This is a genomic window from Phytoactinopolyspora halotolerans, assembly GCF_010550675.1.
GTDB lineage: Bacteria > Actinomycetota > Actinomycetes > Jiangellales > Jiangellaceae > Phytoactinopolyspora > Phytoactinopolyspora halotolerans.
On record NZ_JAAGOA010000020.1, the window covers coordinates 74450 to 99668 of the forward strand.

19 protein-coding genes are annotated in these 25219 nt (G+C 68.6%); 4 read left to right on the plus strand and 15 right to left on the minus strand.

Annotation, left to right across the window (positions count from 1 at the left end; genetic code table 11):
• Window positions 1-4: 4 nt before the first annotated feature.
• The 11 genes from G1H10_RS23940 to G1H10_RS23990 form a co-directional block, all read right to left on the minus strand.
• A complete protein-coding gene (locus tag G1H10_RS23940; protein ID WP_163742686.1) occupies window positions 5-421 on the minus strand; it encodes a DoxX family protein in 417 nt (138 codons plus the stop codon).
• Window positions 422-470: 49 nt separating this feature from the next.
• A complete protein-coding gene (locus tag G1H10_RS23945; protein ID WP_163742689.1) occupies window positions 471-917 on the minus strand; it encodes a YbhB/YbcL family Raf kinase inhibitor-like protein in 447 nt (148 codons plus the stop codon).
• A 103-nt stretch (window positions 918-1020) separates the two neighbouring features.
• Complete coding sequence (locus G1H10_RS23950; RefSeq protein ID WP_216853605.1) at window positions 1021-2631, minus strand: arylsulfatase; 1611 nt, start codon at window positions 2629-2631, stop codon at window positions 1021-1023.
• A gap of 14 nt (window positions 2632-2645) precedes the next feature.
• A complete protein-coding gene (locus G1H10_RS23955) occupies window positions 2646-4205 on the minus strand; it encodes a sulfatase family protein (protein WP_163742695.1) in 1560 nt (519 codons plus the stop codon).
• 11 nt (window positions 4206-4216) lie between these two features.
• Window positions 4217-4912, minus strand: a complete 696-nt coding sequence (locus G1H10_RS23960) for an alpha/beta fold hydrolase (protein WP_163742698.1) — start codon at window positions 4910-4912, stop codon at window positions 4217-4219.
• A 90-nt stretch (window positions 4913-5002) separates the two neighbouring features.
• On the minus strand, window positions 5003-7306 hold the full coding sequence (locus G1H10_RS23965; RefSeq protein WP_163742701.1) for a dipeptide ABC transporter ATP-binding protein: 2304 nt from the start codon (window positions 7304-7306) through the stop codon (window positions 5003-5005).
• Complete coding sequence (locus tag G1H10_RS23970; RefSeq protein ID WP_216853606.1) at window positions 7303-8223, minus strand: ABC transporter permease; 921 nt, start codon at window positions 8221-8223, stop codon at window positions 7303-7305. Before G1H10_RS23970 ends, G1H10_RS23965 begins: the two co-directional genes overlap by 4 nt.
• Before the next feature lie 2 nt (window positions 8224-8225).
• A complete protein-coding gene (locus G1H10_RS23975; protein WP_163742705.1) occupies window positions 8226-9173 on the minus strand; it encodes an ABC transporter permease in 948 nt (315 codons plus the stop codon).
• A gap of 42 nt (window positions 9174-9215) precedes the next feature.
• On the minus strand, window positions 9216-10823 hold the full coding sequence (locus tag G1H10_RS23980; protein WP_163742708.1) for an ABC transporter substrate-binding protein: 1608 nt from the start codon (window positions 10821-10823) through the stop codon (window positions 9216-9218).
• 16 nt (window positions 10824-10839) lie between these two features.
• Window positions 10840-13386: a beta-glucosidase gene (locus G1H10_RS23985; RefSeq protein ID WP_216853607.1), complete on the minus strand. Its 2547-nt coding sequence runs from the start codon at window positions 13384-13386 to the stop codon at window positions 10840-10842.
• Window positions 13383-14000: a TetR/AcrR family transcriptional regulator gene (locus G1H10_RS23990; protein WP_163742711.1), complete on the minus strand. Its 618-nt coding sequence runs from the start codon at window positions 13998-14000 to the stop codon at window positions 13383-13385. The genes G1H10_RS23985 and G1H10_RS23990 overlap by 4 nt, the downstream gene beginning before the upstream one ends.
• 200 nt (window positions 14001-14200) lie before the next feature.
• Here G1H10_RS23990 and G1H10_RS23995 point away from each other — a divergent pair, with 200 nt between their 5' ends.
• Window positions 14201-15706, plus strand: a complete 1506-nt coding sequence (locus G1H10_RS23995; protein WP_163742713.1) for a sulfatase family protein — start codon at window positions 14201-14203, stop codon at window positions 15704-15706.
• Window positions 15707-15730: 24 nt separating this feature from the next.
• On the opposite strand, the gene G1H10_RS24000 is transcribed toward G1H10_RS23995, so the two are convergent.
• The 4 genes from G1H10_RS24000 to G1H10_RS24015 all read right to left on the minus strand — a co-directional run bounded on the left by G1H10_RS24000 (window position 15731) and on the right by G1H10_RS24015 (window position 20988).
• The gene (locus tag G1H10_RS24000) at window positions 15731-16837 is read right to left on the minus strand and encodes a Gfo/Idh/MocA family protein (protein WP_163742715.1); all 1107 of its coding nucleotides are present in this window, start codon (window positions 16835-16837) and stop codon (window positions 15731-15733) included.
• The gene (locus tag G1H10_RS24005) at window positions 16834-17574 is read right to left on the minus strand and encodes a ThuA domain-containing protein (RefSeq protein WP_174264612.1); all 741 of its coding nucleotides are present in this window, start codon (window positions 17572-17574) and stop codon (window positions 16834-16836) included. The genes G1H10_RS24000 and G1H10_RS24005 overlap by 4 nt, the downstream gene beginning before the upstream one ends.
• Before the next feature lie 146 nt (window positions 17575-17720).
• Window positions 17721-18143 (minus strand): hypothetical protein, encoded by a 423-nt coding sequence (locus tag G1H10_RS24010; protein ID WP_163742717.1) that lies wholly within the window; start codon window positions 18141-18143, stop codon window positions 17721-17723.
• Window positions 18144-18600: 457 nt separating this feature from the next.
• Complete coding sequence (locus tag G1H10_RS24015; protein ID WP_163742719.1) at window positions 18601-20988, minus strand: lysylphosphatidylglycerol synthase transmembrane domain-containing protein; 2388 nt, start codon at window positions 20986-20988, stop codon at window positions 18601-18603.
• 86 nt (window positions 20989-21074) lie between these two features.
• Here G1H10_RS24015 and G1H10_RS24020 point away from each other — a divergent pair, with 86 nt between their 5' ends.
• The 3 genes from G1H10_RS24020 (at window position 21075) to G1H10_RS24030 (ending at window position 25209) form a co-directional block, all read left to right on the plus strand.
• Entirely contained in the window at window positions 21075-22115 is a 1041-nt protein-coding gene (locus G1H10_RS24020) for a PHP domain-containing protein (RefSeq protein WP_163742720.1), read from the plus strand.
• Window positions 22116-22236: 121 nt separating this feature from the next.
• Window positions 22237-23118 carry a hypothetical protein gene (locus tag G1H10_RS24025; RefSeq protein WP_163742722.1) on the plus strand — a complete coding sequence of 294 codons (882 nt, stop codon included), beginning with the start codon at window positions 22237-22239 and terminating at the stop codon, window positions 23116-23118.
• 222 nt (window positions 23119-23340) lie between these two features.
• Complete coding sequence (locus G1H10_RS24030) at window positions 23341-25209, plus strand: glycoside hydrolase family 3 protein (RefSeq protein ID WP_216853608.1); 1869 nt, start codon at window positions 23341-23343, stop codon at window positions 25207-25209.
• Window positions 25210-25219: the final 10 nt, after the last annotated feature.

Consider the following 25219-nt stretch of genomic DNA (forward strand, 5'->3'; position numbering starts at 1 on the left):
AGGATCAGTCCAGCGAGAACAGCGGCCCGGTGATGGTCAGACCGAGATCGTCGACGTGCGCGAAGAACGCGAAGAGCATCAGTGCGGCGCCGGCCAGCGCCATGTCCTTCATGAACTGGACCATCTCCGTCTGCCGGGTCTGCGCGTCCTCCTCCTTCCAGAATGCGTGCATCAGCAGCGCGGTCGGCGCCAGGAACGCCACCAGCAGCAACGCCCCGAGATCTGCCCAGATACCCAGCAAGACCATCAGCGCGCCGACGACGATCAACACGCCGGAGACGAGTACAGCGAGCCGCGCCTGCGGAACGCCGCGCGACTGTGCGTACCCCGCCATGCCCTGTGTGCTGGTCAGGTGACTCATGCCTGAACCCAGAAAGAGGATCACGAAAAGAATGCGGCCGATCAAGACGACGACGTCCATGGCTCACCTCCGGACCACCCGCGCCGATTCCGGCGCTGATTCCACTGTGTCAGCGTTGGAACAGGCCGACAAGCGTTCCGCTCGCCACGGTGATCCCGTCGGCCGCACGGTGGACATCCGCCACGGCGGGCTCCGCCGGCAGTCCCGGCGACCCAGACAACGCGAAGACCCGGAAGAAGTACCGGTGTGCCTCGTCACCGACCGGCGGAGCCGGCCCGCCCCAGCCGGTCTCGCCGAAGCCGTTCCGCCATTCGACGCCGTTGTGCTCCCCGTCGGGAAGCCGGGTGACACCCGGATCGAGCCCGGTCACCAGCCAGTGCAGGAACGGCTGTCCGGGCGCGTCGGGATCCTCGCAAAGCAGCAACAGCTCGGCGGCGCCGTCCGGTACGCCCTCCCACTCCAACTCCGGAGGCTCGTTGGCATCGTGCCATGAGTGCCGACCCGGGATGAACGTGTGGTCGGAGAAGCTGGGACTACGAAGAGCTATTCCTGCCATCGTCCCGCCTCGTACCCCGACGCGTCCGGATCACACCTCGCGCCGCGTCCGGTGGGCTCACCGCGATATGCACCCAGCGGCCCGCAGCCGCTCCGGCTCTCCCTCAGCTTCCCGTGGTCAGGCCCCAGCGGCTGAGCTCCAGGATCCGCTCACGGGGCACGACGCCGCACCGAGCGGACCACGCCGCCCACTCATAGGCCAGCTCACGGACCAGGTCCGGGTGGTCCCCGGCGACGTCGTGCAGCTCCACCGGATCCGCGTCCATGTCGTAGAGCTCCCAATCCGCCGGGTACTCGCGCACCAGCTTCCATCGCCCGCGGCGCACCGCGCCGTTGCCCAGGTGTTCGTAGAACTGACAGCGTGCGTCGTCGCGCGGTGCGCCGCGCCATGATCGCACCATGCCGACACCCTCCAGCGGCAGCGGGTCCCGCCCCGGCGGCTGGACGGGATACCGGACACCGGTGATCTCCAGCAGCGTCGGCATCACGTCCGGCAGGTAGTGCGTGGCGTCGCAGATCGTCCCGGCCCGGTCCTCGAGGCCGCGCGGCCAGTGCACGATGAACGGCGAGGCGATCCCGCCCTCATGTGTCCACCGCTTATGGTGCCGGAACGGCGTGTTGGAGACGTTCGCCCACGGCGGTCCGCAGAACATGAAGGTGTCCTCGCCGCCCGGTGTGCGCTCCGGGTGCCGTCCGACATACACCTCGCCGCCGTCCGTCGTCGCGGTCGGGATGATGGCCGGTCCGGGCCCGTCGTCGCTGCCGAGCCGGGGAGGTATCTCCTCGGCGCAGCCGCCGTTGTCGGAGAGGAACACGAAGACCGTGTTCTCCAGCTGGTCGGCTGCGTGCAGCTGCTCGACGATGCGTCCGATGCCGCGATCCATGACCTCCACCATGGCCGCATAGACCTCCATCCGCCGTTGCTCCCACTCGCGGTCCTCGGCGTCATCCCACGCCGGCACTCGCGGGTCGCGCGGGCTCAACTCCGCCTCCTCACCGACGACGCCGAGCTCCCGCATCCGCGCGAAGCGACGCTCCCGCACCACGTCCCATCCCTCGGCGTAGCGCCCCGCGTACCGGGCGATGTCCGCGTCCCGCGCGTGCAGCGGAAAATGCGGCGCGGTGTACGCCACATAACAGAAGAACGGCCGCCGATCGCCGGTTTCCGCATGCTCGCGGATGAACGCGACGGCGTTGTCGGTGATGGCGTCGGTGTAGTAGAAGTCGGGATCCTCGCGCGCCTCCGCGGAGATATCGTCCTCTCCCCGGCGGAGGCCACGCGGGGCGAAGTAGTTGCCACCACCGTCCAGCGTGCCGAAGAAGCGTTGGAACCCGCGGCGGGTCGGCCACGCCGGCGATGGTTCGTCCTTCTCGTGGGCGACGTGCCATTTGCCACTCATGTAGGTGGCGTACCCGGCCGCGGCGAGCACCTCCGCGATCGTCACACAGCGGTCGTTCAGATTGCCCGGGTACCCGCCCGGTCCGTCGTCGGCGGTGAGCACGCCGATCCCGGTCTGGTGCGGATGCAGCCCGGTCAGCAGCGACGCCCGCGACGGGCTGCACCGGGCCGTCGTCGTGAAGTGCCGCATCCGGATCCCGCCCTCGGCCAGCGCGTCGAGATGCGGAGTCTCGATCTCGCTGCCGTAGCACCCGAGGTCCGAATACCCCAGGTCGTCGGCGAGCACCAGCACCACATTCGGCCTGTCGTCGCTCATCAAGCTCTCCTTGCTCATCTCGGGTTCTGGCCGAATACGCGGGCTAAGCGTTCGTACTTACCCGGCGGCCACGCCGCGTCGGATACGTGCCAGGAGATCGGCGTCGTCGGCGTGACCACAGCCAGCCGTTCCTCGAGATCCGCGGCCAGGTGCGCGCGGCCGGTACGGCGCAGGTGCTCGGCGTAGCGGACCGGATCGTTGTAGTACGTCGGACCAGTCTGGAGCGTGGTCAGCATCGGGTCCGGCAGCGCACCCGGCCGGCCGGCGTAATGGTTCCACCACTCACTGAGATGACCACGCATCCGGTCTGCCAGCGCAGGCTCCTTCTGCAGCAGATCCACCGTCAGGTGCGGGTCGGACGTCACGTCGAACAGCTGCTCCCACTCCGCGCGGAACGCCCCGGGATGGTAGGTGCGGATGTACAGATGGTCACGGGTGCGTACGGCGCGCTGGTACGTGTGCGCGCCGTGCCCGAAGACCAGGTACTCCCGCGAACCGATCTGCTCCCCGCGGATCGCCGCCGCGAACGACTCGCCCTGCCACCCGTCCGGCACCGGGAAGCCGAGCATCTCGCACAGAGTGGGCGCGAGGTCGATGTTGTACAGCAGGCTGTCGCAGCGACGGGCGTCGTCGGGCAACTGGTCGGTGACGCCCGGCCAGTAGACCACCAGCGGCAGCCGGTGGGTGGGCTCATTGGCCAATCCATGTTCACCGTACGAGCCGTTCTCGCCGAACGACTCTCCGTGGTCGGCGCTGACGATGATCGCGGTCTCGTCGGCGATGCCCATCTCCTCCAGCGCCGCCAGCAACTGCCCGAAGTAGTGATCCCAGTACATGATCGTGCCGTCGAAGCCGTTGATCAGATGCTCGTAGTCGGCCCGGGTGCGGACCGCATCCGGCATGTTGTGCGGCACGTCCGACGTCCGAGGCACCACGAAATAGTGCAGGTCAAGCGCGCTGCGTGGGCCGTACACCTCGGCGTGCGCGTCGATGGCCGTCTGATCGGGCCACGCAGGCGGCGGCCCCGAGGCGGCGGCGCGCGCCGCCCACTCCGCGCCGGTCGGGTACGCGGTGTGCGGCTCCCAGTAGGTCAGGTGCAGGTACCAGTCGTCCTCATCCGCGTGCCGACGGATCCAGTCCAGTGCCACCCGGTTGACGTCGTGCGCCTGCTCGTCGTTGATCTCGCCGGTGGCGCGGATGGACTCCCGGAAGTTTCCGTAGAAATGGAACGCCCGATGCCGCTCGGCGAACATGGAGACAGCCGCGGTGTACATCCCGTGCCGCTGAAGCTGCTGGCCCAGTAGTGGGCGGTGTGGATCCGGACCGTGCCCCGGATCGAGCCGGAACCGGCCCGCCTCGCCGAAGTGCCCGATCACGCCGTTGGTGATGCCGAACTGGCCGCTGGTCAGCGCGGTACGCGATGGAGCACATGGCGAGTCGGAGCAGTAGTAGCGGTCGAAGACCACGCTCCGCTCCGCCAGCGCCTGCAGGTTCGGCGTGGTCGGCCGCTGATATCCGTACGGCTGGGTGTGGTCGGCGCGGAGCGTGTCCACGTCCACGTAGATGATGCGCATCGGTCTCCCTGTCAGATCCATCCGTCGAGTGCAGCGAGGAACACGGTCGGGTCGTCTCGGTGGATCGTGTGACCGACCCCGGGGACGACGAGCACCTCCAGGCCGCGCTGTTCCATCTCGGTGACCGCCGCCTCGGAGTAGAAGACACTCTCCCGGGCGAGCAGCACGAGCGACGGCGCGGCCGGCCGCAGCGGCGCCAGATCGGTGCCCGTGATCATCGACGCCCCGTCCACCGTGTCCGGATCCCACGTGCGCAGCGTCGCCATCTCGATGTCGATGTCGTCCTGACTCCATCGCGGATGAGCCGCCACCACCTCGTCCCGGGTGGCGTGCTTGAACTCCCGGAATCGGCTCGGACCCGCGTCACCGTCGCGATGAGAGACGAACCAGGCCGGATCGCTGTAGACGGCCCGTCGTGGCCGCAACCGGGCGGCCGCCAGTGCGAGTGCGACCGCACCGAGGGAATGGCCGATCGCGATGTCCGGTTCCCCCGGCAGCGTCTCCACCAGGTCGTCGGCCCAGTCCTGCGGAGAATAGCGACCACGCCCGCTATGGCCGTGCCCGCGAAGATCGACGCCGGTCACCCGGTACCCGCGTTCGGCGATCCTCGGCCCGACAACCTGCCATGTGCGCGAATCGGACATGATGCCGTGGATCAGGACGGCGGTCCGGTCCCCCTCACCCCAGGTACGCGTGTGCAATCGCATCTGATCTCCCATCCCGTCGCGGTACGCCTGGCTTGTTGAGTGTCAGTTCCGCACCGGCGTGGATTTCGAGCCCGAGAACGCAACTCACGCTCAAGAACCGTGGGCGGGCCGCATCTCGCCGGCGAAATGGCACGCGGCCCGTTGCCCATCCGCGGTGACGGACAGGGCCGGCTCCTGCTCGACGCAGATCTGCCGCTCCGGATGTGCCAGCGGACCGATCGGGCATCTCGTGCGGAACCGGCATCCGCTCGGTGGGTTCTTCGGGCTGGGCAGGTCGCCGGTCAGGACGATGCGTTCCCGGTCGCGGGCGGTCGTGTCCGGCACCGGCGAGGAGGACATCAAGGCCACGGTGTACGGGTGCTGCGGTGCTGAGTAGACAGCGTCCACCGGCCCGGTCTCGACGATCTTGCCCAGGTACATGACGGCGACCCGGTCGGAGAGATGCCGGACCACGGACAGGTCGTGCGCGATGAACAGATAGCCCAGGCCGAGGTCGTCGCGCAGCTGCTCGAGCAGGTTGATGATCTGCGCCTGGATGGAGACGTCGAGTGCGGAGACCGGCTCGTCGCAGATGAGCACCCGCGGCTGCACGGCCAGCGCACGGGCGATGCCGATGCGCTGGCGCTGCCCACCGGAGAAGGCGTGCGGGTATCGGTCCAGATGGTTCTCGTTCAGCCCCACCCGGCGGATCAGCTCCGTTGCCTCACCCGCGCGCTGCGACCGGGGCACCCCGCGCATCTCGAGCGCCTCGTCGAGTGACTGGCGGACGCTACGACGCGGGTTGAGCGAGGCGTACGGATCCTGGAAGACGTACTGCACGGTCGAGCGCAGGGACTGCACGCCGCCGGCCGTGGTGGCGTCGACCTGCCCGGGCCCGACGCGGACGGTGCCCGACGACGGACGGTTGATGCCGACGACGGTCCGCGCCAGCGTCGATTTCCCGCACCCGGACTCGCCGACCAGGCCGAGCGTCTCGCCGCCGGCGACGGACAGGCTCACCCCGTCCACGGCGTAGACCGGGTCCGGCCGGCCGAACAGGGTGCGCCGGTCGGCCGCGACGTTCACCCGCAGGTCCTCGACCGCCAGCATCGGCGACCCAGATCCGGGCCGGGCCGCCCCACCGGCGTGCGGCTGAATGGCGCCAGGCTCAACAGTGCCTGGCTCGACGGCGCCGACCTCCGTGGTGGCTACCCGGGATGCGGCCGGTTGCGACGAGTTCCCGGCCGGCGCCGATTCGGCGTGGATGAGTCGCGGCAGCGGCGGGATGGCATCGCCGCGCTGGGTGATCCAGCACGCCGCGGCGCGTCCACCACGGCGGTCGCCACCGTCGACATTCGTGCTGTGGGTGCGGGCGAGCAGCTCGGGGACGTCGGTGCGGCACTGGTCCTCGGCGAGTCGGCAGCGCGGGTGGAACGCGCACCCAGGCGGGAGGTCGGCCGGGTCCGGGGGCGTGCCGGGGATGGCCGGCAACCCCTGCGATCGGCTGACCTTGTCCCTGCTCGTGCCGCCGCCGTTCCCGTTCCCGCTTCCGTGCTCGTCGATACGCGGCATCGCCCGCAGCAGGTCCGCGGTGTAGGGGTGCTCCTGGTGGGCGAACAACGCCTCGGCGGGGCCGCGTTCCACGACGCGCCCGCCGTACATCACCACGACGTCGTCGCAGGTCTCGGCGACCACACCCATGTCATGCGTGATCATCAGCACCGCGACCCCCAGCTCGTCCTTCAACCGGGCCAGCAGTCGCAGGATCTGCGCCTGGATGGTCACGTCCAAGGCTGTGGTCGGCTCGTCGGCGATCAGCAGCTTCGGGGAGCCCGCCAACGCGATGGCGATCACCACGCGCTGGCGCATCCCGCCGGAGAACTGGTGCGGATACTCGCTGATGCGCCGCTCCGCGTCCGGGATGCCGACCTGCTGCAGCAGCTCCAGCGCCCGTGCCCGGGCGGTGCGCTTGTCCGCGCCGTGCACGATCAGCGCCTCGGCGATCTGGTCCCCGACGGTCATCACCGGGTTCAGCGCCGACTGCGGGTCCTGGAAGACCATCGCGATCTCCCGGCCGCGGACCTCGCGCATCTGCTCCTCGGTGAGCCTCCGCAGATCACGCCCGTCGAACAGGATCTCCCCCGCGACGATGCGCCCGGGCGCGTGCACCATGCGCATGATCGAGCGGGCGGTCACCGACTTACCGGAACCGGACTCGCCGACGACGCCCAGCACCGTGCCGGACTGGACGGCCAGGTCGACATCGTTCACCGCCCGCACCGTGCCTGCGTCGGTGGCGAACTCGGTGCGCAGCCCGCGTACCTGAAGCAGCGGCGCGTCGGCGCTCCAGTCCCGCTCCGTCCGCCGCGTGGCCGCCGCGGCGGCCAGGGCCGGGCTCTTCCCCGTCAGCCTCATCGTTTCAGCACCGCCTTGTTCAACGCGTCGGACAGCAGGGTGAAGCCCAGGGCGAGCAGGAGCAGTACGAGGCCGGGCCCGATGATGTAGGCCGGATGGACCTCGACATAACGCGCGCCGGTGTTGAGCATCGCACCCAACGACGGCACCGGCGGCTCGATGCCGAGACCCACGATGCTCAGCCCGGCTTCGATGAAGATCGCGACCACCATGAACACCGACGCGTTCACCACGATCGGGTCCACGATGTTCGGCAGCACGTGGCGGACCATGACGGTCCGCTTGCGCACGCCCAACACCCGAGCGGCCAGCACGTACTCTCGTTCCTGCTCGACCAGCAGCCCGGCCCGCGCCTGCCGCCCGAACATCGGCAACCCGACCACGAGGATGGACAGGAACAACGCCAGCCACCCCGTGCCGACCACCAGAACGATCGTCATCCCCAGGATGAGCCCTGGAAAGCCGAGGATGATGTCGAGCAGCCGCTGCATCCCGGTGCCCAGCCAGCGCGTGATCACCCCGGCCAAGCCCATGAGCGTACCGATCGCCGCGCTCAGCGGCACCGCCGTCAGCAGCAGGCTGATATCCGTGCGCAGGCCGAACACGGTCCGCGCCAGGATGTCGCGCCCCAGCTCGTCGGTCCCGAGCCAATGGCCGGCCGAGGGTCCGGCCAGGGCACCGCTGCTCTGGTCGTCATAGCCGTTCGGGAAAAGGATGGGCGCCAGCACGGCGGCCAGGATGAGCAGCGCGAGCAAGCCGGCCCCGGCAGCACCGCGCGGACGTCGCAGCGCCGAGGCATAACGGTGCCACGCGCCGGCGCCGGACTGGCGGGCAGGCGGTCCCGGGACGGTGCCCGTGGGGCCCGTGGTGTCCGCGCCGTTCCCCGGCCCGCTCACGGTGGTGGTGTTCGTTGCCATGGTCATGCTCCCAACCGCACTCGGGGGTCCAGGCCGGCAAGGGCGATCTCGGTCATCAGCTGCATCAGCACCGCGATCAGGACGGCGCCGACGATGATCACCTGCACCAGGTTGTAGTCCGCGTTCTGCACGCCGGTCACGGCCAGCTGCCCGATGCCGTTCCGGGCGAAGATCATCTCGATGACGACGGCGCCGGCCAGCATGTCACCGAATCGCATGCCGAGCGCCACCACGGCCGGCCCGAGACTGTTGCGCACCACGTGCCGGATGTTGATCCGCCGCCGTGGCACCCCCTTAGCCACCGCCAGGTCCACGAAATCCTGCTGCCATACGTTGTGCATCGACGACTGCACCAACCGGGCCACACCGGCGGACATCGGAACCGCCAGCGCCACCGCCGGCAGCAGCAGATACTGCAGCCCGATCATCGGATCATCCAGCACCGCCACCTCGCCGCTGATCGGCAGCACCGGGAAGGCGACGCCGAGCACGATGATCAGCAGCAAGCCCGCCAGGAACGGCGGCGTGGCCAGCAGCAGCGTGTTGGTCGCGTCCGAGGTGAGCCGGGACAGCCGGGAGCGGGCCGAGCCACCGAAGATCCCCACGCCGATGCCGACCACCGTGAGGATCAGCATCGCCGCGATCGTCAACTCCAGTGTGCTCCCGATCCGGTCTCCGATCAGCTCCGATACCGGCCGGTTGAACTGCAGCGACTGGCCCAGGTCGCCGGTCAGCAGTCCGCCGACCCAGCCGACGTACTGCTCCACCAGCGGCCGGTCCAGCCCCATCTCGACCCGGATCGCCTCGATCTGCTCCGTCGTCGCCTCGGGCCCCGCCGCCGCGGCCGCCGCATCGCCGGGCGCCAGCCGCGGCAACAGGAACGCGATCACGCTCGTCGCCACGATCACCAGCAGGATCGACGGCACACGGCGCAGCAAGAATCGGATCATGACCTCACCTGCCTATGGGGTGCCTGACGAATCTCGGGTCCATCAGGCGTCCTCGAGGTAGGCAGCCCGGAACGACCGGCCGTACTTGCCGATCAGCTGGTCTTTCAGGGCGTCGGCGCGCACGCTCGTGGCCGGCGTGATGACGAACGGGAGCACGAACGCCGCCTCCAGCAGATGCTCCGACAGCGCCCGCAGCGCCGCGGTCGTGGTCTCGTCGTCGGGGCTGTTGATCAGATCCTCGACCAGTTCCTTGTACTCGTCGTCCTCGTACCGCCCGGTGTTTCCCTCCGCCCGCAGTTCGGGCAGAGAGTTGACCATCAGGGCGGGCGCCTGGCCCGCCGTCGCACTCCAGATGTGGAACATCTGTCCGAGATCGTTGGCGGCCCGGCGTGGCGCGAAATCCGGGATGGACAGCTCCTCGACCGAGACCTTGAGGCCCGCCGCCTCGAGATCGCGGGCTACGATCTCGTAGTTGCTGCGCGGCGCCGGCTGGGCATGGATGGCGATCTTCACCGCCGCCCCGGCCGCGCCGGCCTCCTCGATCATCTGCCGCGCCCGGTCCGGGTCATAGGTGTACGTGTCGACCAGATCCGCCGGGTAGCCGGTGGCACTGTCCACCCACGGCAGGCTCGTCGTCTGCGCAACCCCGCCCATGACCTGCTCGGCGATCCGCTCCCGGTCGATGGCGTACGCGACGGCCTGCCGGACCCGGACATCGTCGAACGGTGGCATCGTCACATCGAAGGCGAACGCGTACACCAAGCCGTGATTCGTGATGAGGTGGAAATCCTCGTCGTCGACGACGGTCTGCATGTCCTGGGTGGTCATACCGCCGCTCATCTGGGTGCGGCCGGAGCGAAGGGCCGACAGCTGTGCCGTGGAGTCAGCGATGACCGTGATCTCGACGGCGTCCAGGTACGGCAGCTCGGGGTCCCAGTACGAGTCGTTGCGGGTGAGCTTGAGCTCGGTGCCCGCAGTGTATTCCGACCAGACGAACGGCCCGGTCCCGACGACCTCCGATCCGTCTTCCAAACCCTGATAGGTCTCCCGGTCGATCATCGGCAGCGTATCGAGGATGTCGAAGGCGATCTCCTGCAGCGGCGTCGGTGCGCTGATGACGACCTCGTACTCACCGGTCGCCTCCACCTCCCAGTCGGTGATCACACCGGCCATCTCGGACAGGCCGCCGCCCTCCTTCGCGTGGTCGAAGGCGAACACGACGTCCTCGGACGTGAAGTCGCGCCCGGAGTGGTATGTCACGCCCTCGCGCAGCGTCAGCACAAGCGTCTGGTTGCCGTCCTGGAACTCCCACTCGGTCGCCAGGACCGGGACCACGTCATAGCTGTCATCGACGAGGGTCAGTGTCTCCAGCACACTGCGGCACCAGAAGATGTTGCCCGGGCGCCCGGTGTTGTAGGCGCCTGGTACGGGTTCCGCCACCACGGACGTCACCAGGGTGCCGCCGCTGACCGGGTCGCCGCCGCCACTGCCGGTCGCGTCGTCGCCCGTCTCCTCGGCCTCGTCCACCGCCGAGCGGCAGCCGGAGACGGCGACGAAGCCCATCGCCGAGACCGCGCCGAGAAAGGCGCGCCGCGAGAGCGAATCGCCCCGCACTCGGCCGGTTACTCTGACCTGTCCTGTTGGGTACATCCGTGGACCACCTCACTCACTTGTCGCGGGGCCTGACGTCGGCCCGCGCGGTCGACAGGGATATTGCGGTCGTGCGGTGAATGTCTGTTGCGGAGAAACCGACCAGGACGTCGAAGCGTCCCGGCTCGACGGTCCATCGATGGTGCTCGACGTCCCAGTGCGCGAACGCTCGGCGGGGCAGCGTGACCTCGACGGTCGACATCTCCCCTGCCTCCGCCCGCACCACTGCGAAGCCGGCGAGCCACCGCACCGGGCGGTCCACCGTCGACGACGGCCGCGCCAGGTAGACCTGGACCACCTGCTTGCCGTGCCGCTCACCGGTGTTGCGCACACCCACGGTGACGACGGCGGCCGCGTCGTATGCGTCGGCGTCGGCGTCGGCGTCGATGTCGGCGTCGATGTCGGGAGCCACGCCGAGCTCGGTGAGCTCCCAGCTCGTATAGCCGAGGCCGTGCCCGAACGGGTAAGCAGGGCTCGAACCCGAACGTAACCAGGCCCGATAGCCGATGTGGAGGCCCTCGTCGTACTCGAGGCGTCCGTCCACGGGCGTCGTCTCGGAGACCGGCACGTCGTCCAACCGGTCCGGCCACGTCGTCGGCAACCGGCCGCCCGGTTCCGCGGCGCCGAGAACGATATCCGCCACGGCGTGGCCCATCTCCTGCCCGCCGAACCATCCCAGCAGGATCGACGGAACGTCGTTCCGCCAGGGCAGCTCCACCGGTGATCCCGAGTTGACCACCACGACGGTGCGCGGGTTCTCCGCTGCGACGCGACGCACCAACTCGTCCTGACGGCCCGGCAGACGGAGGTCTCGCCGGTCGTAACCCTCGCTCTCCACCTGTTCGCTGGTACCGACGACGACGACGGTCAGGTCCGCCGTGCGGGCCGCCTCGGCAGCGGCCGCGAGTTCTTCCTCAGCCGACCGGCGCGGTGGTCGTACCCCCAGGCCGATCGCCACTCCGAGCCCGCCGACCCGGTGCCGGAGAAACAGTTCGGCCGGCCGGTCCGCGACGAGTTCCATCGGCGTGTACCAGTGTGGCGGGCCGAGCATCTGCAACGCGCCGTCGTCGTGCTCCGGATTCACCGCACCGTCGAGGACGACATCCCCGTCGACGGTGAAGACGAAGGTGCCCGCGCCGGTGAAACCCACATGCCAGCTACCGCTGCGGTCCGGCACGAAGGTGGCGCTCATCTCGACGGCGGACGCGCCGGGCGGGACGTCGGTCGCCCACCGCGTCAGGCGGGCGGACGTCCGGCGTTCCTCGTGGATCAGCGTGCCGTCGGCGCGCAGCCACCGGAGACGGACCGGCCCGGCGTCACCAGCGTCACCGCAGCCATCAGCGTCACCGGAGTGGTCCATGCGAGATGCCGGAATGTCCGGCAGACCGTCGTCCAGGTGGCAGCCATCGACGTGACTGACCTCGGCCACGCCGTCCAACGCGGCGCGCAGGCCGTCCAGTATCGAGACCGTGTACACCGGCCGGACCTGTGCGCTCCCGCCGCCCTGGATACGGGGGTCCGCGGCGAGTTCGCCGATGACGGCCACCTTGCGCAACGCGGCCGGATCCACCGGTAGCAGCGGCCCGTCGTTACGGACCAGCACCATCCCGTCGCGTGCGGCCGCACGCACCTCTGCGCCGTCCGCGCTGACCGTGGAGGCCAGCGGCTGCCGCGGGAACGGGTCGCCGCCGAGTGGCGCAAGCGCACCGACCCGCACGGCAAGGCACAGCAGGTTGCGGACCTTCGCGTCCACGTGCGCTTCGTCGACCTCGCCGGAGCGCACAGCGTCTTCGAGCGCGGCTCCCCACGGGCCGTCCGGCCCGGGCATGGCCAGGTCGAGCCCGGCCCGGCCGGCCGCCACAGTCGTGCGTGCGGCCCGCCAGTCGGAGACGACGGCGCCGTCGAAGCCCCATGCGCTGCGCAAAGGGTCGGTCAGCAGGTCGTGCTCGGTCATCGTGGCGCCGTTGACGGAGTTGTAGGCGGCCATGACCATCCATGCCCCGGCGTCGCGTACGAGGTACTCGAACGGCGCCAGGTAGACCTCGCGCAGAGTCCGCTCGTCCACTCGCACGTCCACGTGGCGCCGGTCGGTCTCGGCGTCGTTGGCGACGTAGTGCTTGACCGTCGCCGCCACGCCGTCGTCCTGCAGGCTTCGCACCACGCCCGCCGCCATACGTGCGGTGAGCAGCGGGTCCTCCGACCAGCACTCGAAGTGGCGGCCGCCGAGCGGGCTGCGGTGCAGGTTCACCGTGGGGGCCAGCACGACGTGTACGCCCTTGCGGCGCGCCTCGGCCGCGAGTATCCCGCCCATCCGGGTCGCCATGTCGACGTCCCAGCTCGCCGCGATCGCGGTCGGCGACGGCAGGCACACCGACGGATCGCCGTCGTCCCACACCACGCCGCGCACGCCGGACGGCCCGTCGGCCAGAGCCATCTCGCCCAGTCCGATCGCCGGCTCCGCATGAGTCGACCAGAATGCCCCACCGGTGAGGAGGCGGACCTTCTGTGCGAGGTCGAGCTTGCCGATCAGCGCGTCAAGGTGCTCGGCGGAGATGTCACTCACCGGACCACCTCACCGTCGGCGGACTCCCGCCGGGTGAGCCGCCGCAGATACGTCTCCATGACCGCGCACATGTCCACCGACGGATCGAGCAGCCACTGAACCTGCAGGCCGTCCATCACGGCGATGATCTCGGCCGCCGTCTCGTCTGGGTCGAGCTCCGGCAGCAGCAGGCCCGCGTCCTGGTCACGCCTGATGTGACCGGCCACCGATGACCGGACCCGGACATATCGTTGCCGGAAGTACCCGTGTGCCGGGTGGGCCGGTTCGATGCTCTCCGCGGCGGTCACCGCGTACAGCCGCATCGACTCCGGGTTCTCTTGGTTGTGCCGGCACAGGGCCAGCAGCCCATCGACCGTGCTGGCGCCGTTGAACACGATCGCCATGTGGCTGAAGCTGTCCTCGTCCCGGCGTTCCAACGCGGCGATCAGCAGCTCCTCTTTGCTCCGGAAGTGATGGAGCAGGCCCGGCTGCGAGATCCCGACCGTCGCGGCGATGTCCGCGAGCGATACCCCACGGAAGCCGCTGTTGCCGAACGCCTCCGTGGCGACGGTCAGGATCTGTTCCCGGCGGACGCCCGGAGGCTTGCGGTTTCTTACCGACGAGGATTCGACCACGACCCACTCCCTTAACGACGTTCGCTGTGCGTATAGACGTTCGCATGTCGCCCATATATTGTGATTGCGGTCACCTTACCGAGTACTCGGTAGGTAACGCTAGAGTTTCCGCAGGGTCAATTCCGCGCGGCGCACCGCGGTCCGGACCCGCACCACAGCAAACGAGCAGGTCACTACAGGCACGAGGAGAGCAGATAACGATGACGTATCGGCCGAACTTCCTGATCGTGGTCGCCGACCAGCTCCGCGCCGACACGCTGGGAGCGTTCGGCAACACTCTCGCCCGGACACCGAACCTCGACCGGCTCGCCGCCGAGGGGACGGCGTTCACCAACGCCTACGCCCAGCATCCGGTCTGTTCCCCCAGCCGGGCGTCGTTCCTCTCCGGCTGGTATCCGCACACCGCCGGCCACCGGACGTTCGGCACTCCGCTACGCGCGGACGAACCAAACTTCCTACGGACGATGCGGGAGAGCGGCTACCACGTCACCTGGGTCGGGGAACGCGGCGACACCTTCGCCGTCGGGGCCACCGAGACCAGCGTCGACGAGTACGGATTCAGTACCAAGCCGACCAGCGGCAGATGGGCCGGCGGCGTCCGGGCGGGCACCGAGATTCCCCAGCTGCACGACGCGTCCGGGCACGAGCAGCACGTCGACCCGGACCTGTGGGATCGGCTCTTCTACTACGGCAAGGTCACCGATCCGGACTACGTCGACTTCGACGAGGCGGCCGTGCGCACCGCCGAGGAATGGCTCAGCCACCCGCCACAACAGCCGTGGGTGCTGTTCGCGCCCCTGGTGGCACCGCACTGCCCGTTCCAGGCACCGGAGCCGTGGTTCTCCCTGCACGACCGGGATGCGATGCCCGATCCCGCTGTCCGCACCGGGCCCGAGCCGGCGTTCATGCAGGGTATCCGCGACTACTACGGAACCGACCGGGCGACGCCGGACGTATGGCGGGAGGTCATCGCCACGTACTTCGGCATGGTGTCGCGGTTCGACGCGCACGTCGGACGCTTGCTCGAGGGCGTGCGGAAGGCCGGTGCGGCCGACGACACGGTGGTGGTCGTCTTCTCCGACCACGGCGAGTATCTTGGCGACTTCGGCCTGATCGAGAAGTGGCCGTCCGGACTGGAGAACTGCATCACCCGGGACCCGGTGATCATCAGCGGTGGTGGACTGCCGGGGGCGGGACAGGTCGAGGCGATGGTGGAGCTCATCGACGTCTTCCCCACCGTGCTCGAGGTCGCCGGCGTCGAGGCGAGCTACCACCACTTCGGCCGCAGTCTTGTCCCGTTGCTGCACGACCCGTCGGCGCCGCACCGCGAGTACGCGTTCAGCGAAGGCGGCTTCCGGAGCGAGGAAGAGGAGCAGATCGAGCGGAGCGGCTTCCCGTATGACCGCAAGGCCGCGCTTCAGCACGACCGGCCCAGGGATGTCGGCAAGGCCGTCGCCGTCCGGGACCGGCGCTGGACGTACGTCTGGCGGCTCTACGAGGAACCCGAACTGTACGACCGGGCGGACGACCCGGACGAGGCGCACAACCTGATCGGCCGACCGGAGCTGTCCGAGGTGGAGACGAGGATGCGCGACGCCCTGCTGCGGTGGTTCGTGGAGACCGGGGATGTGCTCCCGGAGCGGGCCGAACCCCGGCTTCCGGACATCGACCTGCCCGTTCCGGGACGGGCCGGCGCCTCCGCTTGAGCACCCTCCGGCGGCTTCGGTGCGTCAGGCCACCACGGTTTCGCTCAATGGGACGGCGACGGGTCGCTCACAGGTGCTCTGCACGTGGACGGCTCGCCGGTGGTCAGCTGACTCCAGCACGCGGATCATCACCTCGTTGACGTGGTAGCCGAGTGCGGCGCTCTGCCGGTGGCCGGTCCCGTCGAGAATCGCGCGTGCCAGGTCGGAGAGCCCGAACCCGCGGCCGGCGTCCAGGTATCCCGCCTTCTCCCCCACATGCACGAACTCGGAGTCATCGCGGCGGGCGACGCTCACCACGCCGCTGAACCGGTTGGGGTCGGGCACGGACATGCTCGCCTCGGTCCCGTACACCTCGATCTTCGGCAGCCGGCTCGCGACGGTGTCGAAGCTGACGATCAGCGTGCTCAGGGCCCCGGAGGCGTGCCGCAGGTTGGCGGTGATGTGGGTATCGACCTCGACGGGCAGGGTCTCTCCGGCGCGGGGCGCACCGTCGGGCACCACACGTTGCATCCGTGCACGCGATCCCATCCCCATGACCTGGGTGATCGGCCCGAGCATGGTGACCAGGGCGGTCAGGTAGTAGACGCCCATGTCCAGCAGCGGTCCACCGCCGTTGAGGTAGTAGAAGCCCGGGTTGGGGTGCCATCCCTCGTGCCCGGGAGACATCATGAACGCCGTCGCCGCGACGGGCTGTCCGATCTTCCCCTGATCGATCATCCAGCGTGCGGTCTGAATGCCGGTGCCCAGCACCGTGTCCGGTGCGCTGCCGATGCGGCGGCCGGTACGCTCGGCGGCCTCGAGCATCTCGTCGGCCTCGGCGAGCGAGACCGCGAACGGCTTCTCCAGGTAGACGTGCTTGCCGGCCTCGAGCGCCTCGACGGTCAGCCGGGCATGTTCCTGCGGCGGGGTCAGATTCAGCACTACATCGACGTCGTCGTCTTTGAGCACATGCGTCCACGACCGCACCGGTACGCCCTGCTCCCCGGCCACCCGCTGGGCCGCGGCGTCGTTCACGTCGGACACGGACACCAGGCGCACGTTCGTCAGCCGTTCCATGCTGGCCAGGTACTGCCCGGAGATGTGCCCGCACCCCACCAATGCGACGTTCAGCACGCCGGCGACTCGATTCATCGGCTGGCCCACAGCAACCCCCGCTTGATGAGCACGTTCACATTCGGGTCGGTCAGCACCTCGACGCGGTGCCCGGGCGTGGCCACGAAGATCCGGCCCTGTCCCCAGCGACGCGTCCAGACGGCCGGCGACGTGACCTCCCGGTGCCACGGGTCCCAGGGCCGGACCTTCTGCGTTGTCGTCGCGAGCACGTCGTTGTAATCGTCGCTGAGCACCCAGTACTGCTCGCTCACCAGGTCGAAGTCGGAGATGCCGGACGTGATCGGATGGTCCGCCGCGGCCGGCAGCATGTTCACCGTGTACGGCACGTAATTGTCCGCCTGTTCCCCGGTCCGCTCATCCGGATGTTTACCGGGGTGGCACGCGAACTGCCCCCCGATCAGGTGCAGGTAGTCGGAGTTGTTCCGGTACGAGTCGGCGATACCGCCGTGCCATCCGGCCAAGCCGGTACCGGCCTCGACCGCCGCGCGCAGACCGTTGACCTCGTCCGCCTCGATCGTGTTCATCGTGTTGCACTGCATGATGAGGTCGACGCCGCCCATGTAGCCCGGGTCGGCGTACGGCTTGGGTGAGTCGTGCACGTCGACGGCGAACCCGTTCGACTCCAGGAACGGAATGAACAGGTCGGTCGCCTCGACGGGCTGGTGACCGTCCCAACCGCCGCGGACCACGAGGGCCCGACGCCGGATGCTCGGGTCGAAGCCCGCAATGGTGGACATCGTCTCCGGAGTGATCATGAGGTACTTCCTTGTGAGGCTGCGCAAACAGATCCGAGCCTAGTGCCTGCGCGCCACATCAACTGCACGCGGTGGCGCCACGGTATTCACTCCGGCCGTCGTCGGCCGGGGCGCCACCACCGTCGGCCGACGTGTGCTGCTCCCACTCAGCGATGTTTGGCCTGGATCTGCGTCCTGAGCCGAGCCGTCGAATTGAGATCCGATGACACGTAGACGTCACAGTAACGACCCAACGAATTCGAGCCGCTGTAGAGCGTGACGTATTTCCACGAGTTGTTCGCGTTGGTCCACAGCGTCTTGTCGTATGCCGACTTGCTTCCGTTCTCGCAAAAGACACTGTAGGTGTAGGTGACCTTGTTCGACTTGTCATTCGACGTGCGAAAACGGATGCGGATCGCATATGGATTCTGGACCACTGTTTGCACGATCGAACTCGTGGTCCAGTAGCCGGCGCCCTTTGAGTTGGCCGAACCCTTGACGTACCAGCTCGTGGCACCACTCGCCGGAATCAGCGAGAGCACAACCGTCGCAACGATCGTCATCATCGTGATCATCAGACGACGCTTCATGAAACCCCCTCGATCGAGGCGCTAGCTCTCCGGCGCCACAGACTTGACAGGCATTCCAGCCCTGCGCCACTAGTCCGGCCTGCCACAGACTTATGGCCTGTCGAAGCGATACGGCAGAATCTCGCCCCCCGGCGAGAATTCTCGAACTGACGTTCTCGTGCCGCCTTGGCGACGGATGGACCTCCCCTTCCCCCACGCCCGAGCCCTATCGCACGATGGCGATCAGCATACTCGCGAAGGTGTCTGCCGCAACTCCTTCTCGCACGACTCACTGTCGCACAGAACCCTCATGGTCCTTGGCCTGCACCGGTGGGGGTTCTGGACGACGACCGCGGATCCGGCACCTTCGCCATCGGGGCGGCGCCCGGCATCGTCGAGCGCGGAGCCAGGCACGATTCGCCTTTCAGTGCTCCGCGCCATGAGTCAGGCTGATCCGCCACGGGTCACACCCTCGCCGTCACAGCAGGCCGCGTCGTTGCATCTGAGTCCACGCCACCCAGCCGGGCAGGATCGGCAGCCAGAACGTCACCAGCCGGAACAGCAGCACCGCAGTCACCGCGGTGGCCGCTTCCACGCCGAGCGTACCGACACCGGCCGAGAGCGCCGCTTCCACGGCTCCCAGCCCGCCCGGGGTGGGGACCGCGGTGCCGAGCGTGTTGCCGACCAGCTGGACGACCGCCATCCCGGCGATGGGGGCGCTGCCGCCGACCGCCTTCAGGCACGCGTAGAAGCACACGATCATGCTGAACGACTGCAGCAGGATGCCACCGACGGCGGTGGCGAGTTTGCGCGGATCGCTCAGTACGTCGAGCAGACGCGGCAACCCTTGCCCGGTGAAGTCCGACCACAACGTCCGCGCCCAGCGGCGGACCCTGGGGATGAGCGCGACGATCACCCCCGCGGCCAGCGCACCGACGAGGATGATCAATGTGGTCTCCGAAGCCAGCTGAGCGGTGGCGGACGAGCCGGAGATGACGGCCAGGATCGCGAACAGCGGGAACACCACGGCCCACTGCCCGGCCTGGTGCGCCGCCACGCTGGCCGTCGCCATCGGCCCGGCGAGCTCGGCCCTGGTGAGCAATCGGATGTTGACCGCCATGTTGCTGACCGCCGCGGGTGCGAGCAGCCGGACGAACCCCAGCGCCACCTGGGCGCCGAACGCGTGCCGGAACGGAATCCGTTCCGGCACGAATCCGAGAATGCCGAGCGCCATGCCCACGTAGTTCCCGAGCATCATCGCGACGGCCACGACCAGCCAGCGCAGGTCGGTCTCCGCCCACAGATCGCCGAACGACACATCCGTGAGCTGGGTGCCGACCAGATACACCGCGACGACGGTGCCCACTCCGGTCAACATCGACAACGGCCGGAACCGCCGCAGCTGTACCGGCGCCGCCGCGGTGCCCAGCCGCTCGACCAGGTGGTCCCGCAGGTCACGCAGGATGTTGCGGTCTTGTTTGAGTTCGTGCCGGGTTGCCCTCGGCAGCGCCGCCGGCTGAATGAACGGCACGGTCTCGCCGACGATGGCCGCACCCAGCGTGTCGATCGCGGAATCGACGGCTCGCACGGGACCGACGACGTCGGCCACGGCCACGAGCACCTGGACGATGTCCGCGCGCAGCGCCACGTCGGTCGCCGCCACCTCGCCGCCGGACGGGTCGAGCAGCCAGGGCTCGCCGGCGTCGGAGATCATGATGGTCCGCCCGGACAGGCGACGGTGCGCTACGTGGTTGCGCTGCAGCTGTGCCACCTGGAGCCAGAGGTCCTCCAGAAGCGCGTCGCTCACGTCGTCGGCGGCCAGATCGGCGAGATAGGTACCGGCGACGTAGTCGTACACGATCGCCGCGGACTCACGATCGATACGCAGGACTGAACGGATCTCGGGCGTGCGCGCGCCAGCCCGGGCGACCGCCAGGGACTGAAGCGTGAGGCGGTTGATCGCATCACGCATCGTCACCGACTGCCGCGGAAGGACCTCCTGATGCGTGCGAAGCCGCCCGAACGCCCGGGCGACAGTCCCAGCACCTTCATTGTCCCGGTCGAGCACGAGGACCGTGAACGTGTCGTCGGGCGTCTGAGCCGTGAAGCGTCGTTGTTCGTCCTCCGGGCGGTGCAGCAGGGCGATGATGTCATAGCCGTGAGCCGCCAGCACCGCAGCGATCTTCTGGCCGCTCGGCGCGACCGACGGTTGCCCGCCGACCAACCGGGCGACCAACCCGGCGGCGGCCCCGATGCCGATCGCGATCAGCAATCCGCCCACGGTCGCATGCCCCCGTAGCAGGGAGACCGCCAGATCACCGGCGATGGCGAAGATCGCCACCTGCCGGAAACGCCTGACGTCCAGGCGGGATACCACCGTCACGAGCGTGACCAGCAGTGCCTGGTAGGTCGGCACCGGCGTGCCTTCGGCCCCGTCGACGATGGGAACCAGGCTGTCGTGCAGCCGCGCCGGTGCCGGGCCGGTCAACCAGGCCGAGACCAGGACGGTGCAGACCGCGGCGGCGGCCCCGGCGATCACGAGTTCGACGACGATCCGAGCCCGGCCGCGCAGCATCAGCACCACGATGAGCACCGGCGGCAGGACGAATCCGGCGAGGTTGGCGGCGAACGCGACGATCTCGACCGGACCGTCGGGGAGGCGATCGTTGAAATCGGCCAGATCGGCCGTGGCCGCGGTGAGGGTGCGTTCGGCGACGATCGACAGCACGACGAGCGTCGTCATAGCCGCCGTGACCAGCAACAGCCACAACGCGTCGATCGGACGCCTCGTGCGGGCAGGGAGTGGCGGCTCGTCGATCACGACGGAGTCGCCGGCGCGACGAGGCAGGTCCATGGGTCTGGTCATCGGTGTCTGATAGTGCCACGGCTGGGACTCCTCATGCGACGACGTCCACCGCGGCGGTGCCGGGCGATGTCCGCGACACTGGTGACATGACCACGCAACGCCAGGCCGTCCAGGCCCTCCGCCGGATCGCGTACCTGCTGGAACGCGCGCGCGAACCGACGTACCGGGTACGTGCCTTCCGAGGCGCGGCGGCCACGGTGGAAGCACTCGATGAAGATGAGCTGGCCGCGCGTGTCGAGGCCGGTACGTTGACCGAGCTGCGCGGCATCGGGAAGGTCACCGCGCTGGCCGTGGCTGAGGCACTGGCCGGAGAGACGCCGGTGTACCTGCGGCGACTGGAAGCGACGGGTGGGACGCCGGTGGCCGAAGGCGGGGCCGAGGTGCGCGCGGCGATCCGCGGCGACCTGCACACTCATTCTGATTGGTCGGACGGCGGCAGCCCGATCGCGGAGATGGCCGAGGCGGCCGCGGCCCTCGGACACGAGTACGTTGCGCTCACCGATCACTCACCCCGGTTGAGTGTGGCGAACGGATTGTCCGCCGAGCGGCTGGAGAAGCAACTCAGCGTGGTCGCGGAGCTGAACGACCGGACGGATGGGATTCGGGTGCTCACCGGCATCGAGGTGGACATCAACGAGGACGGCACCCTGGACCAGTCCGACGACCTGCTGGAACGGCTGGACGTCGTGGTCGCGAGCGTCCACTCGAAGTTGCGTATGCCGGGTGACGAGATGACCCGCCGGATGGTCACCGCGATCGCCGACCCGCACACGGATGTGCTCGGTCACTGCACCGGCCGGCTGATCACGGGAGCGCGGGGTACAAGGCCGGAGTCGGATTTCGATCCGGAGCTCGTGTTCGCGGCGTGTGCCCGGTTCGGTGTGGCGGTTGAGATCAATGCCCGCCCAGAGCGTCTCGATCCGCCGAAGCGGTTGCTGCGGCTGGCCGTGGAGGCGGGCTGCCTGTTCGCCATCGACACCGACGCGCACGCTCCCGGCCAGCTGGACTGGCACCCCTACGGGTGCGAGCGCGCGGCCGCCTGCGGCGTGCCGATCGACCGCATCGTCAATACCTGGTCGGTCGACGACCTGCTCGCGTGGACCGGCCGCACATCCACCCGGCAGTGAGCCGGGCGGACCGCGGCCCCGGCATGGCCCTGCCGGCAGGACGCGTACTGCCGGACATCATTTGCTTGCGTTTACTTTTATTTGCCTTGCTTTCGCTCCATGCGATGTCTAGAGTCATAGCGTGATCACCACCGCGCACGAGGCGCTGCACAGGATCTTCCAGGATGACAACCTGCTGTTCAGCCGAGCCCTGCGCAATGCGCTCGGGGTCGACTTCCCCACCCCACGTGCGGTATCGGTCTTCACGCCCGACCTCACCGACATCAAGCCGGTCGCTCGCCACGCGGATACCGTTCTGCTCATCGAGACCGACGAGCAGAACCACCTTCTTGTCATCGAGTCGCAGACCAAGGAGAGCGACTCCAAGCGGTACAGCTGGCCGCACTACGTGTCCTACCTCTACACGACGCACAAGGTACCGGTGACGCTGCTCGTCGTCTGCCCAGATGCAGCCACCGCCACCTGGGCTCGTGCGCCGATCCGAATAGGACTGCCTGGCTACCCGTCACAGATCACACGTCCGTGGGTACTCGGGCCCGACAATGTTCCACCCATCACCGACACCGAACAGGCAGCCGAAGACATCGTCTGGGCCGTGTTCTCCGCGCTCACCCACCGCCTGGGCGACAAAGCAGACGACATCCTGGTCGCACTCGCAGAGGCGCTGAACACCGTCGACGACCCGGGCATTGCCGGCTACTGGGCGGAGTTCACCGAGATAGGCTTGGGAAACACGGCCGCACGCGACATCTGGAGGAATCTCATGTCGACGCTGACTTACCACTATCCCTCCCAGCTGCGCCTCCAGGGCCGCGAAGAGGGTCGCGAAGAAGGCCGAGCCGAAGGTCAGGCTGGAGCGGTCCTGGAGATCCTGAACGCGCGCGGCGTCGATGTCTCTGAGGACACCCGGGCGCGGATCACCGATTGCACGGATCACGAGCTACTGCGAACGTGGATCCGCCGTGCCGCCACCGCGACCAGCGTCGAGGATCTATTCGGGTAGAACCTCAGCGCTCTCGTGCTCGCGCGTCCGCCGAAACGGCCAGGACCGCGGTAAAGGCCCCCATCGACGGCGCCGCATTGAACGGCCACCGTCGCGTGCGGTGCGGAAGCCGGACCATTGACCGATGGCCCCGTTCGTGATTAAGTTTCCATCAATCGAACGGTCGCGTGACAAATTCACGGGGGACGCTCCACCTCGCCACCCACCCAGGGGAGGTACAGCATGCCCCGCCGTCCATCCCAGCGTCCGCCTCGTCTTCTCGGTCTCGGACTTGCCATTCTTCTGGTCCTTGGCCTTCTCGGCAGCGTCGCCGCTGCCGCCGCTCCCGGCTCGACGGCCATGTCCGGCACCCAGGCTACGGACACGCCGAAGAACGGGTCGTCCGTTGCCGCGGACCGCATCCCGCATGGCTGGATCACCAACAGGATCAACCGCATGACCCTGGAGGAGAAGGTCGGCCAGCTGTTCGTGACCTACGCCTACGGCGCGACGGCCGATACCGTCGACCCGCGCAATCAGAGCGCCCACGGGGTCGACACCGCGGCCGAACTCATCGACCGGTACAAGCTCGGCGGAGTCATATATTTCGCCTGGTCCGACAACCTCCACGATCCGCAGCAGATCGCGAACCTCTCCAATGGACTGCAGCAGGTGGCGGTGGAACAGCGGATGCATATCCCGTTGCTGATCTCTACCGATCAGGAACACGGAATCGTCACCCGGGTCGGCGCTCCGGCCACACTGTTCCCCGGCAACATGGCGCTCGGAGCCGGCCGCAGTACCGACGATGCCCGCACGGCGGCGCGCATCTCCGGAGCGGAGCTGCGCGCGCTCGGTATCAACCAGAACTTCGCACCGGTCGCGGACGTCAATGTCAACCCGGAGAACCCGGTGATCGGCGTCCGCTCATTCGGCGAGAACCCACAGCTCACGGCCGATCTGACGGCGGCACAGGTGGCCGGGTATCAGGAACGCGACGGGGTCGCCGCCACCGCCAAGCACTTCCCCGGACACGGCGACACGGACGTCGACAGCCACATCGGCGTCCCGATCATCAACCACAGCGTCGACGAGTGGTGGGAGCTCGACGCACCGCCGTTTCAGGCTGCCGTGGGCGCCGGGATCGACGCGATCATGACGGCACACATCGTCGTGCCGGCACTCGACCCGGCAGGCGACCCGGCCACACTCTCCCACCCCATCATGACCGGCATCCTCCGCGACGAGCTCGGCTACGACGGTGTGGTCATCACCGACGCACTCACCATGCAAGGTGTCCGCGACACCTACGGTGACGACCAGGTGCCGGTGCTGGCGCTGAAGGCCGGGGTGGACATGTTGCTCATGCCGCCCGACATCGACCTCGCCTACAACGCCGTCCTCGACGCCGTCCGCAGCGGGGAGATCAGCGAGCGGCGGATCGACGAGTCCGTCTACCGGATCCTGAGGTTGAAGTTCCAGCGCGGCATCTTCCGCGAGCCCTTCGTCGACGCCCGCAGCATCGACGACGTCGTCGGCACGCCCGAGCACCGCGCCGAGGCACAGCGGATCACCGACGCGACGACGACGTTGATCACCAACGACGCCGGTCTCCTCCCGCTGGCCGCCGACGACGATGCCGGCGAGGTCCTCGTCACCGGCTGGGGCGTGTCCACCACCGAGACCCTGGCGGAAGCGATCGGGCGACGCGGACCCGCTACCGAGACGTTCTGGACCGGCGGCAATCCCGAGCAGGCCACGATCGACGACGCGGTGGCCCGCGCGGAGACGGCCGATCTGGTGGTCGTGGCCACGATGAACGCCCGCGGCTCGGACGGCCAGCAGCGCCTCGTCAAGGCTCTCCTCGCCACCGGCACCCCGGTGGTCGCCGTCGCCGTGCGAGACCCGTACGACATCGCCTACTACCCCGAGGCCGAGACGTACCTGGCGACCTACTCTTACACGCCGGGCGCGTTGGAGGCGGTAGCCAAGGTGATCTTCGGTGAGGCCGCCCCGGAGGGCAGACTCCCCGTCACCATCCCGGTCGCGGACAACCCCGGCACCGTCCTGTACCCGTACGGCCACGGACTGACCTACACCAGCACGGACTGACCGACCCCAG